Annotated in this window: 10 protein-coding genes and 3 tRNA genes; 9 read left to right on the top strand and 4 right to left on the bottom strand. The window is 62.1% G+C overall.

Features of this window, described 5'->3' with window-relative positions:
- Nucleotides 1-212 precede the first annotated feature (212 nt).
- The 4 genes from LCH97_RS06265 to LCH97_RS06250 all read left to right on the top strand — a co-directional run bounded on the left by LCH97_RS06265 (nt 213) and on the right by LCH97_RS06250 (nt 7539).
- Nucleotides 213-1391, top strand: coding sequence for a diguanylate cyclase (locus tag LCH97_RS06265; protein ID WP_227304124.1), 1179 nt, complete (start codon nt 213-215; stop codon nt 1389-1391).
- Between the two features lie 150 nt (nt 1392-1541).
- Nucleotides 1542-4622 (top strand): PAS domain S-box protein, encoded by a 3081-nt coding sequence (locus LCH97_RS06260; RefSeq protein ID WP_227304122.1) that lies wholly within the window; start codon nt 1542-1544, stop codon nt 4620-4622.
- Nucleotides 4619-6331, top strand: coding sequence for a bifunctional diguanylate cyclase/phosphodiesterase (locus LCH97_RS06255; protein ID WP_227304120.1), 1713 nt, complete (start codon nt 4619-4621; stop codon nt 6329-6331). The genes LCH97_RS06260 and LCH97_RS06255 overlap by 4 nt, the downstream gene beginning before the upstream one ends.
- Entirely contained in the window at nt 6328-7539 is a 1212-nt protein-coding gene (locus tag LCH97_RS06250; RefSeq protein ID WP_227304117.1) for a response regulator transcription factor, read from the top strand. Before LCH97_RS06255 ends, LCH97_RS06250 begins: the two co-directional genes overlap by 4 nt.
- Here the strand turns inward: LCH97_RS06250 and LCH97_RS06245 are convergent.
- The gene (locus LCH97_RS06245; RefSeq protein ID WP_227304115.1) at nt 7534-8613 is read right to left on the bottom strand and encodes a hypothetical protein; all 1080 of its coding nucleotides are present in this window, start codon (nt 8611-8613) and stop codon (nt 7534-7536) included. The two genes, LCH97_RS06250 and LCH97_RS06245, sit on opposite strands and share 6 nt — an antisense overlap.
- 65 nt (nt 8614-8678) lie before the next feature.
- On the opposite strand from LCH97_RS06245, the gene LCH97_RS06240 reads away from it, so the two are divergent.
- From LCH97_RS06240 to LCH97_RS06220, 5 genes are all read left to right on the top strand, one after another.
- On the top strand, nt 8679-9374 hold the full coding sequence (locus LCH97_RS06240; RefSeq protein ID WP_227304113.1) for a GAF domain-containing protein: 696 nt from the start codon (nt 8679-8681) through the stop codon (nt 9372-9374).
- Nucleotides 9375-9538: 164 nt separating this feature from the next.
- The gene (ribA, locus tag LCH97_RS06235; RefSeq protein ID WP_051028667.1) at nt 9539-10069 is read left to right on the top strand and encodes a GTP cyclohydrolase II; all 531 of its coding nucleotides are present in this window, start codon (nt 9539-9541) and stop codon (nt 10067-10069) included.
- Nucleotides 10070-10113: 44 nt separating this feature from the next.
- Entirely contained in the window at nt 10114-10641 is a 528-nt protein-coding gene (locus tag LCH97_RS06230; RefSeq protein ID WP_227304111.1) for a hypothetical protein, read from the top strand.
- Nucleotides 10642-10846: 205 nt separating this feature from the next.
- Nucleotides 10847-11734 (top strand): AraC family transcriptional regulator, encoded by an 888-nt coding sequence (locus LCH97_RS06225; protein WP_227304109.1) that lies wholly within the window; start codon nt 10847-10849, stop codon nt 11732-11734.
- Nucleotides 11735-11812: 78 nt separating this feature from the next.
- Nucleotides 11813-12382, top strand: coding sequence for a carboxymuconolactone decarboxylase family protein (locus LCH97_RS06220; protein WP_227304107.1), 570 nt, complete (start codon nt 11813-11815; stop codon nt 12380-12382).
- A gap of 111 nt (nt 12383-12493) precedes the next feature.
- On the opposite strand, the gene LCH97_RS06215 is transcribed toward LCH97_RS06220, so the two are convergent.
- From LCH97_RS06215 to LCH97_RS06205, 3 genes are all read right to left on the bottom strand, one after another.
- Nucleotides 12494-12569 (bottom strand) — tRNA-Ala (locus LCH97_RS06215).
- An 8-nt stretch (nt 12570-12577) separates the two neighbouring features.
- Nucleotides 12578-12653, bottom strand: a tRNA-Glu gene (locus tag LCH97_RS06210).
- A gap of 13 nt (nt 12654-12666) precedes the next feature.
- Nucleotides 12667-12742: transfer RNA gene (locus LCH97_RS06205), tRNA-Ala, on the bottom strand.
- Nucleotides 12743-12840: the final 98 nt, after the last annotated feature.

Here is a 12840-nt window from a genome sequence, read left to right as displayed (position 1 = left end):
TAAGAAACCCTCTTGCTCTTGCGGCATGGGGGTTTTTCTTTTGGCGGCTTGCGTAAATTCAATCGTTTAGCTGAAGCCTGCCCGTGTCAAAGCGCGTTAATGCGCTGATTTTGCCCCGCAGCGTGCCAAAGATCGGCTACCTTGATTTTTAGCAAACCATCAAAACGCTATTATTTTGATAATGTCACATTATTAATCGTGCTAGGTACGCAATGAGCCGTCTGACTGTGCTGTTCTGGGTGAAGGTGCTGGGCTTATTGCCGGGCGAAGTGGGCCAGGGTGATGCCGGCAGCCTGCTATTGCCACATCAGCACATGCCCTTGCTGGCCAGCCGCCGCGCTCACATGCTGCTGAACCGCGTACGGCTGTTTGCCTGCCTGTTTTCCATCCTCACGCCCCTGTGGATTGTGGTGGATCTTTACACCCTGCCTTCGCCACTGTCCTGGCAGCTGGCGGGTCTGCGCCTGTTGGCGACACTCGCCTTTGTGTGGCTTACCCGCGCGCTGCGCCCGGATGGCCGCCTGCTGCAGGCGTGGCGTGGCATGGCCATGCTGTTTGCCATTCCTTCGCTGTTTTATCTGTTTTCCCACCTGCTGCTCAGCCATTACTCGCTGGTAGGGGTGTCCGGCATCATCAGTGCCGGCTATACCTTCTTGCCCTTTGTGTTGCTGGCCGGCCTGGCCATTTTTCCGCTCACGCTGGTGGAGTGCCTGGTGTTTGCCCTGCCGGCCTTGCTGGCGCATTTGCTATCCGGTTACCTGCAGTGGTCTGCCATGGTGCCGCCGGTGTTCTGGGGGGCTTTCTGGCTGCAGGTGCTGATCGCCGGTGTATCGGCGCTGGCCTGTACCACCCAGCTGGCGTTCATGATGGCGTTGGTGCAGCAGGCCGTGCGCGACCCGCTTACCGGCGTGTTTTCCCGCCGTAGCGGGGAAGAAATGCTGGAGCTGCTGGCGGTGCAGGCGCAGCGTAGCGGCATGCCGCTGGCGGTCGTGTTTATCGACCTGGACCATTTCAAGTCCATCAACGACAGCTTTGGCCATGCCGCCGGCGACCAGACGCTGAAAAGGTTGGCCGCAGACCTGGGGCAGCTGCTGCGTAAAAGCGACATCCTGTGCCGCTGGGGGGGCGAGGAGTTTTTGCTGCTGTTGCCGCAAACCACGTTGCCGCAGGCCAGGCTGGTGTTACGCCGTGTGCGCCGCCGTGGTCTGGGCCTGCGCCCTGACGGGCAGCCGCTGACTGCCAGCATGGGCGTGGCCGAATGGCATGAGGATGAGGTGGCCGACTGGCCGGCGCTGCTGGCGCTGGCCGATGCCCGCATGTACCAGGCCAAACAGCAGGGCCGTGACCGTGTCGTAAGCGGCGATGATGCCGTACTGGCGCAGACGGCTTAGTCCGCAATACAGTGGCCGGCCCGCGGCTATCTGCCTTGGCAATAAGTTTTACTTTCACGTTAACTAAGTAAATTTATAAATAATTACTTGAAAACCCTAACGGCATGAAGAAAGAATGAACCTGGCACGCCCGTTTGCAAGGAATCATTCATGCCGCTTGAGTCTACCCTGTCGTTGTCGGCTCCCGCCGGTGACACCCAGCCTTTAGCCTGCGCTTACTGGCTGGCCGATACGGCACGTAGCCGCTTCCTGTTTGTTTCAGCCGGTTTCGAAGCACTCTGGGGCAGGCCGGTGTCTGCGCTGCACGAAGACCCGTCGCGTTATCTGGCGGCGGTGCACCCCGATGATCTCCCCCTGTTTGCAGACCAGCAGCCGCCGGTATCCGGCCGCCGCCAACGGCTGTTCCGCCTGCGCCAGCCCGACGGCAGCTACCGGGCGGTAGCCGAGTGCACTTTCAGCATGATTTCCCCGTTTGGTGGCGAGCCCCGGCTGGCCGGGGTGCTGTTCGAGCAGCCCGCAGACCCGGCGCTTCTGCCCGAAGACTGGCTGGCCGGGCGGGAGAATATTGTGGATGAACTGGCCGGCCTGTATCAGCGCAGCATCAGTAACGACGACAACTTGCGGCATTTGTTTGCCTATTCGGCCATTGCCGTGATCGTGCTGGATGCCGAGGGCTATGTCTGCGAGTGGAACCACGAGGCCGAGCGTTTGCTGGGCTGGCCCGACAGCGCGGCGCTGGGGCGGCCGCTGGCCGCGTTGCTGGTGCCTGCACCATTGCAGAACCGCTTTCACGACTGGCTGTTTGCTGACGATGGCGGCGCCATGGCGCATACCATGCGCCCACTGGAAATACCGGCGCTGCACAGTAACGGCAGCCGGGTGCCGCTAGAGCTGTCCGGCTGGCAGTTTGTGCTGTCCGGCCTGCCTTACCGCGGCATTACCCTGCGCGACATGACGCGCCAGCATGTGGCCGAGCAGGTGCTGTACGAGCACATGGAACGGGCGCGCATGCTGTTCGAGTTTGCCAGTATCGCCATGGTGGTGCTGGACCACACCGGCGTCATCATCGATTGGAATATCCACGCCGAGCAGATCTTTGGCCTGCATGGCGAGCACGCAGTGGGCCGCCCCTTGCTGGAGGTGCTGCCGCTATCGCCGGACCAGCTACCCGCCGGTTTGCTGCTGGGCGACCAGGGTATGCAGCTGGCCGAGGCAACCTCGCTGGAGTTCACCCTGCAGCGTGATGGCCAGGTGCAGCATGTTGATGCCTCGTTCTGGCCGTTTTCGTCCAGCCAGCAGGGGTTTATCGGGGCGTTCTTTCGGGATATTTCTGCCCGCCGCCGCAGCGAAGACGCCCTGCGCCAGTCGGAAGAACACTACCGGCTGGTGATCGATAATGTGCGCGACGGCATTGTGGTGGTGCAGGGCATGCGCATTGTGTTGTCCAACCCGCGCGCGGCCGAAATCAGTGGCTACAGCATTGCCGAGCTGGCCGAGGTGGATTTCGCCAGCCTGATTCACCCGGACGACCAGGGGCGCGTGCTGGATATCCACCGGCGGCGCGTGGGGGGCGAGCAGGTCGATGCCCGCGATGACCTGCGCGTGGTCAACAAGAACGGCGAGGTGCGCTGGGTCGATAGCGGCGTGGTGCTGATCGAGTGGCACGGCCGCCAGGCAGCGCTGGTGTTTTTTACCGATATCACGCACCGCAAGCGTCTGGAAAAAGACCTCACCAGCACCCTGCGCGAGCGCGAGTCCATCCTGGACAACACCATCGCCGGCATGGCGTTTGTGGACGGCCAGGGTTTTGTGCGCTGGGTAAACAGCACCGCAGCCGAGCTGTTCCAGACCACGCCAGAGCGTATGCAGGGCGGTAGCCTGGAGCGCTACTACGATGTGCAGCAGGACTTTTTGCGCACCACGCGGGACGCCCGGCAGGCCTTTGCCGAAGGCCGTGCCTACGCCACCGAAATGCGCATGCGCACCGCTTGCGGCCAACTATTGTGGGTGCAGCTGTCCGGCAAGCCCATCAACCCCGAGCAGGTGGCCCAAGGCACGGTGTGGGTGATGATGGATATCAGCCGCCGCAAGGAGCTGGAATTCGAGCTGTTGCGCACGCATACCGAGCGCGAGGCCATCTTGCAGTCTGCCCTGGTCGGCATGGCCTTTGTCACCAACCGCCGCCTGCTGTGGATCAACCGTACTTTCTCGCTGCTGCTGGGTTATAGCGAAGCCGAGCTTATCGGCAAGAGCAGCCGTATTTATTTCCGCAGTGACGAGGAGTTCGACAGCTTTGGCCGCGATGCCTACGGCTGCCTGGCGGCCGGCCAGATTTTTACCACCGAGCGGCAGCTGCAAACCAAAAGCGGCAAGCTGATCTGGGTGCAGATGAACGGTACCAGCATCGTGAAGAGCCAGCCAGACAAAGGCACGATCTGGACGCTGGTGGATGTGTCCGAGCGCCATGCCGCCGAGCAGGAAATCCGCGATGCGCTGGCCAAGCAGCAAGAGCTGAACGTACTGAAATCGCGCTTTGTTTCCATGACCTCGCACGAGTTCCGCACCCCGCTGGCGACTGTACTGTCGTCGGCCGAGCTGCTGCGCCACTATCACGACCGCCTGCCAGCAGAGCGGCGCGAGGCACTGCTGGAGTCTATCCAGACCTCGGTGCAGCGCATGACCGACATGCTGGACAACATCCTGCTGATAGGGCGGGTAGAAGCCGAATGGGTAGAGTTTGTGCCGCAGCCGCTTGACGTGGCGCGCTTCTGCCAGAGCCTGGTGCAGGAAGTCAGCCACGCCTCGCATGCCCGCGGGGAGGAAGTGCTGGCCAGCGTGGTGATGGAAATGGCACTGCCGCAGCCGGTATTGCCGCTGGACGAAAAACTGTTGCGTGAAATTCTGGGCAATTTGCTGAGCAATGCCTTCAAGTACTCGCCACAGGGCGGCGAGATTCGCTTCTCGGCGTACTGCGATGGCAACGAAATTGTTTTCGACGTGCAGGATCAAGGCATAGGTATCCCGCCTGAGGACCTGCCGCAGCTGTTTGATGCCTTTCACCGTGCGCAGAATGTCGGGCCGATACCGGGTACCGGCCTGGGCCTGTGCATCGTGCGCAAGTCGGTAGAGCTGCACCACGGGCAGATTACGGTGTCGAGCGAGCAGGGGCGCGGCACGCAATTCTGTGTGCGCCTGCCGGTACAGGAACAGCAGAAAGGCCGGTCAGTATGAGGCGGATCCTGGTAGTAGAAGACGATCTCGCCATTCGCAACAACATCATGGCGCTGCTGCGGCTGGAAGGTTACGAGGCTGATGCCGCCGGCGATGGCCAGGAGGCGCTGGATTACCTGCGCAGCCATGTGTACGCGCTGGTGATCAGCGACGTGATGATGCCGCGCATGGACGGCTACGCCCTGCTGCGCCAGCTGCGCAGCCAGCCGGCTACCGCGCAGCTGCCGGTGATTCTGCTAACGGCACTGGCGGATAAACAAGACCAGCGCCAGGGCATGAACCTGGGTGCGGACGACTACCTGTCCAAGCCCTTCCAGCGTGAGGACCTGCTCAACGCCATTGAAACCCGGCTGGGGCGCAGTGCGCAGCAGCAGGTGGAGGCGCAGCGTTTACAGGCCGAGGCGCACCGCTTGCGCTATCTGGACCAGCTTACCGGGCTGGGTAGCCGCATGGCCTTGCTGGAAGCGCTATCCGGGCAGGGCGGGCTGTGCGAGACACCCGGCCAGCTGGTGCTGGTGCTAGTGCTGGGGGTGGACTACTTTTCGCGCATCAACGATTCGCTGGGTTACCAGGCCGGGGATGCTGCTCTGCGCGAGTGCGGGCGGCGCCTGGAGCAAACCCTGGGGGATATGGGGCGGGCATTCCGTTTGATCGGCCCCAACTTTGCCGTGGTAGCGAAGGTGGCAGAGCCTGCTGCTGCCGAGCTGCTGGCGACCTGTCTGCAGGAAGCCTGGCTGCAGCCCATGACGGTGCTGGGCGAGGAAATGTTTATCCCGGTCAGTATCGGTTACTGCCTGTTTCCTACCGATGCGGCAGACGCCCAGCAGCTGCTTGGCCGTGCCGAGGTGGCCTTGCACCAGGCGCAAAGCCTGGGTGGCAGCCATGTACTGGGCTATACCGCGCAGATGAATGCCGAGGCCAGCGAGCGTTTGCGGCTGAGCAATGACTTGTACCGCGCGCTGGAGCGGCACGAATTCGAGCTGCACTACCAGCCGCAGCTATCCCTGCACGATAACCGTCTCACCGGTTTCGAGGCTTTGCTGCGCTGGCACCACCCGCGGCTGGGCCGTGTGTCGCCACTGCGCTTTATCCCGCTGGCAGAAGAAAACGGCCAGATTATTTCCATAGGTTGCTGGGTGTTGGCCGAAGCCTGCCAGCGGCTGGCCAGCTGGCAGCAGCTGGCGCCCGGGGTGCGCATGGCGGTGAACCTGTCGGCGCGCCAGTTTGCTGCGGCCAACCTCTTGCACAGTATCGAGGCTGCACTGGACTTCAGCGGCCTGCCGCCATCGCTACTGGAGATCGAGATTACCGAAGGCACAGCCATGGTCGACGCCGAGCGCACGGTAGGCACCTTGCTGCAGCTGAAAAGCCTGGGGGTGAAGCTGGCGCTGGACGACTTTGGTACCGGCTATTCCAGCCTGGCCTATCTGAAGCGTTTTCCGCTGGACGTCCTCAAGGTAGACCAGTCGTTTGTGCGCAATATCCTGACTTCGGCCGGAGACAGGGCCATTACCCAGGCGGTGATCTCGCTGGCCAGCAGTTTTGGCATGTCGGTGATTGCCGAAGGGGTAGAGCGCGAAGAACAAAAACAGTTACTGCAACAAATGGGTTGCGATGCGTATCAGGGCTATCTGTTCAGCCCGCCGCTAAGCGCCCAGGACGTTGCCGAGCATTTGCCTGAATGGATGACCGCAAGGGTGCCGACATGACCATTTTTTTTGAAGAAGACATTGTGGCAGCCACACCGGCTGCCCAGAGCACACCCCCCGTCCGTATCTTCATGGTGGAGGATCAGCCGCCGCTACGCTTTAACCTGAAGCAGCTGCTGGAGCTGGAAGGCTTTGCAGTAGAAGAGGCTGCGGATGGCATGAGCGCGCTGTCGCGGCTGGATATGCTGGCCAGCCAGGCGCACACCTGCCCGCAGCTGGTGCTGCTGGATGTGGGGCTGCCCGATATGGAAGGCTACGACATCTGCCGCGAGCTCAAAGCCGATGCGCGCCTGGCGCATGTGCCGGTGATTTTTCTGTCTGGCCGGGTGGAGCTGGAAGACAAGATGGCCGGCTACGAGGCAGGGGCGGAAGACTATATTGCCAAGCCCTACGTGAATGCCGAGTTGCTGAGCAAGATCGGTGTAGCGCTGCGTAATGGCGACGCGCGGCAGGCAGGCCAGCAGTTGCAAGGCCAGGTGGCTAACGCCATGCAGGCGGCTTTCACCGCCATGACCAGCGCCAGTGAAATCGGCATTGTGTTGCAGTTTCTGAAAAACACTTTTGCCCTGCCCGATAACGGTGCCTTGCAACAGTGCGTATTGCAAGCACTGCAAGACCTGGGGCTGGATGCCAGCGTACAGCTGCGTTCCAGCCGCGGTATCAGTACCGTGAATGGGGAGGGGCCCTGTGGCCAGCTGGAGATCGGGCTGATCGACACCCTGGCTCGGCGCGGGCCGATTGTGGATGCCGGCCGGGTGACAGTGTTTACCTATGGCCAGGTATCGCTGGCGGTGAAGAACATGCCGCGCGAAGACGAAGAGCGTAACGGGCGGCTGCGCGACAACCTGGCGTTTCTGGTGGAAGGGGCCACGGCGCGCCTGGCAGCGCTGGATGCTGCCTGGCAACAGCAGCAGCAGGCCGCTACGCTGGCACAGCTGGTGTCGCGCACCCGTGCCACGCTGCAAATCATCGATAACCGCTTTCGCGAACAGCAATGGTGCAGCAACGACATCATGCTGCGCCTGCGCGAGGACGTGGAGCGCGCTTTTGTCAGCCTGGGCCTGACCGAAGGCCAGGAGCGGCTGCTGGCCGGCCTGGTGGCGCGTGCCACGCAGGAGGCTACCGAGCTGTACGACCAGAGTGCCGATGTGGATAGCAGCATGAAGGCCTTGCTGCAGGCGCTGGAAGCCGGGGAGGCTACCTCATAGGGGCGTGACATCGCCCCAGTCCTGGCGCAGCAGCCGCTCGCGCCATTCATCCCCCAGGCGGTGGCTTTCGGCTACCGCCTGCGCCCAAAGCTGGCGCCGCTGTGCGTCGTCGTGTGCAAAGCGCTTCGGGTCGCCGCGATCGGGCAGGCGGCCCAGTGCCAGTGTGGCCAGGTAGGCCGGGCTGGGCGTCACCAGTAGCGTGTTGCTGTGGTGGCTGGCCACGGGCTGGCGCCACGGCAGCAGCTTGTCAAACCAGCCCGGCACAATGCGCGGCTGGTAGTGCAGGTACAGCGTGATGCCAGCCTGCTGTTGCCACGGGTAGTCCAGGTGGTAGTCCAGCAGCCCGCCGTCGCGGTATACCCCCGTGCTAGCACCCGGGATGGCTACGCCGTCAAATAGCCCCGGTACGCCGGTGGTGCCCAGCAGTGCGGATAACAGGTTGGCCGCAGACAGCGCGACATGCTGCGTGGGCAGGCCATCTTGCGGGCTAAACGCCAGTGTGCTGCGTGCGTCGTGGCATATCAGCCGCTCGAATACATGCCGCAGTTGCGCGCGTCCCAGGGTGTTGCAGGCGGCGGCCAGCGCCAGCCCGGCGAGCAGCGGCGCGCGCTGTTCATGACGCAGCAGGCCGCGCGCACGTACCAGAATCAGGCTGAGCCGGTAGTGCGGGTGCTGCAGTATGGCCTGCAGGCCATCGGGGCCTAGCGTGTCGTGCAGCAGGGCCTGCCAGTTCTGGTAAATCAGTGCGCGTGTAGTCTGGCGGCTGTAATCCTGCGCCACATAGTTGGCCGCAAAGCGAGCGAGTGCAGCGGCGGGGTCGGCCTGCATGGCGCAGGCAAAGCGCCAGCCGCCTATCGATGCACCGACCAGCTCGCGTACCGCGGGCGTGGTGGCCAGCCAGCCGAATACCGCCTGGTCCAGCCCGGACAGCCCCAGTGCCTTTGGCCCGCCAGCAGCGCCGGGCAGGGTGCGGATATCGCGCGCGTGCAAGCCGTTTTGCTGTAAGTGCCGCCGTGCGGCAGGGCCGGCGCGCAGGGTGAGCGCGCGAGGGTTGCGCAGCGCAATTGCAGTCATGTCTGGAGTGTCCAGTACAAAAAGGTAATAATACCCGACTAAATTACTTTACCGGAGTCATGCGTATGCCTCAGGCGTATCTGGATGCCGTGGGTTTGCCCCTGCCGGCTGCTGCTGTTGCCCATGCTGTAGATCGGCTAACTGCTACCTTGCCCGGTTTGCCGCAAGCGGCGCCGGCCGATTTATACCGCTATCTGGTGCCCAAGCTGGGCGAGGGTGGCAGCTGTTCGCTGGTGGACGAGCTGGATGACACGCCGTACAACGTCGCGCCCTGGCTGGGCGGCGAGAGTGAGGCCGCCGCTGCGGCCCTATTGCAGCTGCATGCGCTGGTAGAGGCAACCTTGCAGGCTGCCGCTGCCGACTGGCTGGGGGTGTATTGCCGCTTCGAGCGTGATGGCCAGGCGCGCCTGGTCAAGCTGGCCTACCGCGGCCTGCCCAGCCGTGGCGAGTTTCCGCTCACCGAAGACTTTGCCCTGTTCAGCAACAATAGCCGCGTGGGCCTGAGTGGCCGTGCTGCCATCGTGGCCGATGTGGCCGCCTGGCAGGCCGCCGGCGGTGCCTACTACGAGTGCGACCCGAAAGTGCAGAGCGAAGTATGCCTGCCGGTGCTGGCAGTCGATGGCCGTGTGGTGGGTATTCTGGATGCCGAAGATGCGCGGCCCGGCTTTTTTGGCGAGGCCGAGCAGGCAGCGCTGGTGGCGCTGGCGCTGGCTTTGTCGGCACCGTTTAGCCAGCTCGGCGCTACTGTTGAAAAAAGCTGACTGACGTGTTCGGTTGATTGATCTTTCCCATTCGGTGGGCGCATGACTACCATGCCCCGCCAGTTTTCCTTGAATCGGAGTCTATTTTGAGCCAAGCCGACACCCAGCCCCGCGTTGATCTGGTGGCTAGTTGCACGCTGCCTACGCCTTGGGGTGTGTTCCAGATGCATGGTTTTGAAGAGCATGGTGGGCGCGAGCACGTGGCGCTTGCTCTGGGCGACATCAGCAGTGGCGATGCCCCGCTGGCGCGTGTGCATTCCGAGTGCCTTACCGGCGACGCGCTGTTCTCCCTGCGTTGCGATTGCGGCTTCCAGCTGGAAGCGGCGCTGGAAGCCATTGCCGCCGAAGGCCGTGGCGTGTTGCTCTACCTGCGGCAGGAAGGCCGCGGTATCGGGCTGATCAACAAGATTCGCGCCTACAAGCTGCAAGACGGTGGTGCCGATACCGTAGAGGCCAACGAGCAACTGGGCTTCCCTGCCGATATGCGCGATTTTCGCATTGCCCGCGAAATGCTGGCGCTGCTGGGGGTGGATGCCGTACGCATCATGACCAATAATCCGCGCAAGATTGCCACGCTGGAGCAGGCGGGTATTCGTGTGGCCGAGCGTGTGCCGTTGCAGGTTGGCCGCAACCCGTATAACGACCACTATCTGGATACCAAGCGCGCCAAGCTGGGCCATTTGTTCGGCGGTTAAGTTTGCCGCCCGGGTGGCGATAAAAGCTGAAACAGGAGAGAGGCATGATCAAGATTGCACCCGTGGGCAGTGCCGAGGCGCTCAGCCAGCATACGCCGCAGCATCTGCACGATCATGACCACCGGCATGCGCATGGTCATGCTGCGGTAACGACCTTTAGCGCCAGCCTGCTCAGCCAGCACGCACTGCAGCTGGACCCGGACGGCGAAGCAGGAGACAAGGCCACGCCGCAGCAGCTGGCGCAAGCGCTGTGGCAACTGCTGGCCTTGCTGGAAGAGCGGCTGGCCGACATGCGCGAGCGCGCGCTGATGGCTGGCGGCCAACCTTCTTACGGCCTGTTCAACGAGCTGGTGCAAATCAGCGACGTGGTGGCACGGCTGCGCCACCTGTGGCAACGGCTGAGTCAGGAAATGCCCGAGGTGTGCCGCCAGGCCGGCGACCGCCTGCGGCTGCTGTTCGGCACCGTACACTTCCTGCTGCGCGTACTGGCGCACAGCGCCGAGCCGGTGGACTGGCAGGCGCAAAGCCGGCTATGGGCCGAGCACGAGGCGGCGCTGCTGCAGCCCTTGTAGGTCATCAGAGCGGTTTCTTCCATTGAGTGTGGTGTGCGGTGCGGCAGCGCCCGTGCGCAGGCTGCGCGGCGGCGTGACCGGGCGAATGTCGCCCGTTTGGCTGTAGTGGGTGTGGGCGCTTGCTTCATGTTCGCCAGGGTTATCAGGCTGCTGACCGCTGCTTGCGTGTCAGCTAGCGAGCACTGAGTGTGTTTAAGGGGCTGGCATGGATGGGCTAACGATATTGCTCAATCAGTACGCGGTAAGTGCAGGTGTCTTTTATGCCGGAGGGTTGTGCGGTGCGCATGCTTTTCCCGAGGACGCCCAGCGAGGGCATTTGCACTTGTTGCGCGGTGGGTGTGTGCTGGTCGATGGTTTTACTGCCAGCCATATCGTCTTGAGCGAGCCGACTTTGCTGTTTTTGCCGCGCCCCGGGCCGCATCGGCTAATCGTGCCACCGGAAATTCGAGCCGAAATGGTTTGTGGTACGGTGGAGTTCGGTAAGAGCGGCTGGAATCCGCTGACCGCATGTTTGCCGGACTTGCTAACGTTACCGTTAAATGCCATGCCGGGTTTGTCGGCGCTTGTGGATGCCATGTTTGATGAAGCATTTCAGCAGCGACTGGGGCGTCAGGCGGTGCTGGATCGCTACTGCGAAATCGTCATGGTGCGTCTGCTTGACTATTGTGTCGAACGCGGTTTGGCGGCGGGCGGGGCGCTGGCTGGTTTGGCACACCCCCGGTTGGCGCCCGTGTTGCAGGCACTGCATGCCAACCCGGAGCAGGCATGGCCGCTAAGCAGTATGGCGGTGCTGGCCGGTATGTCCCGCTCGCGTTTTGCCTTGCTGTTTCGTGAGGTTACGGGCGATACGCCCGCCGACTATCTGGCAACTTGGCGCATTGCGACTGCGCAACGTTTGCTGCAGCGTGGTCGCAGTTTAAAACATGTCTTTGGTGAGGTTGGTTTTGCCAGTGCCAGTGCCTTTCACCGGGCCTTTGTGCGCAAAACCGGTCTGTCGCCAGGTAACTGGTTGAAGCAATCTGCTGCGGTAGCAGAGATGAATGGGCATGAATGCGGGACGGTTGGTGCGCCCGGGCGGCATGACAAGCCCTAGCATGCTTACATACACGCACGACATGGCTGAGTGGTTCAGCCAGTAGCGGCGGGTATCAACCTTTACGGGAGTCATAGCATGCCGCGTTCTTATATCCGTCAGCTGCGCGCATTACAGCCGCAGCAAGCCGAGCCTGGTAGTCGCGCCATACTGGAAGAGGCACAAAAAAAGCTTGGTTTCGTTCCGCAGATGTACGCCACCATGGCCAATGTGCCAGCCGTTCTGGACGCCTATATGCATGGTTACAAGCTGCTTCGTACTGCATCCGGGTTTAGCGCTGCGGAGCAGGAAGTGATTTTTCTGGCAATCAGCCAGGGCAATGACTGCCGGTATTGCACCGCTGCGCACAGTATGGTTGCCGATAAGCTGTCTGGGGTTCCTGCGGCTGTCTTGCAGGCAATACGGAACGGCGAGGTGCTGCCTGACGCCAGGCTGGCAGCTTTGTATGCCTTTACCCGGGAGATGCTGCTAAGCCGTGGCCGCCCTTCGCCAGCGCATCTTGCTGCTTTTCTGCAGGCGGGTTTTGCTGATCAGCATATCCTCAATATCATTTTGGCCATTGCGGTGAAGACAATCAGCAACTACAGCAACCATGCGTTCATGCCGGATCTTGATGAGGCGTTTGCGCCCTATGCTGTGTCCGAGTAGCGGTCGTGCATATTGGCTAGGGCTTGGAGGCTTGGCTGGGCTGGCACAATTGATGGATAGCTGGCGCCAGAAATGAAAAAACCGGCCCAAAGGCCGGTTTTTTCTTATCGGTGGTGGAGGTAAGCGGGATCGAACCGCTGACCTCTTGCATGCCATGCAAGCGCTCTCCCAACTGAGCTATACCCCCACGCAATGTGGCGTCCCCACGGGGATTCGAACCCCGGTTACCGCCGTGAAAGGGCGATGTCCTAGGCCTCTAGACGATGGGGACCTAGTGTGTTTCCTGGTGGAGGTAAGCGGGATCGAACCGCTGACCTCTTGCATGCCATGCAAGCGCTCTCCCAACTGAGCTATACCCCCTGACACCAGCTCTTCGTTTCGCATCGCTGCGTTGCGAAGAGGTGCGCACTTTAACTTGCGCCCTTTTTTCCGTCAAGCGTTTTACGGTGGCTTTTTTC

Origin of the sequence: Vogesella sp. XCS3 (genome assembly GCF_020616155.1) — a bacterium.
Lineage (GTDB): Bacteria > Pseudomonadota > Gammaproteobacteria > Burkholderiales > Chromobacteriaceae > Vogesella.
This window is presented reverse-complemented; position numbering and strand designations above follow the sequence as displayed.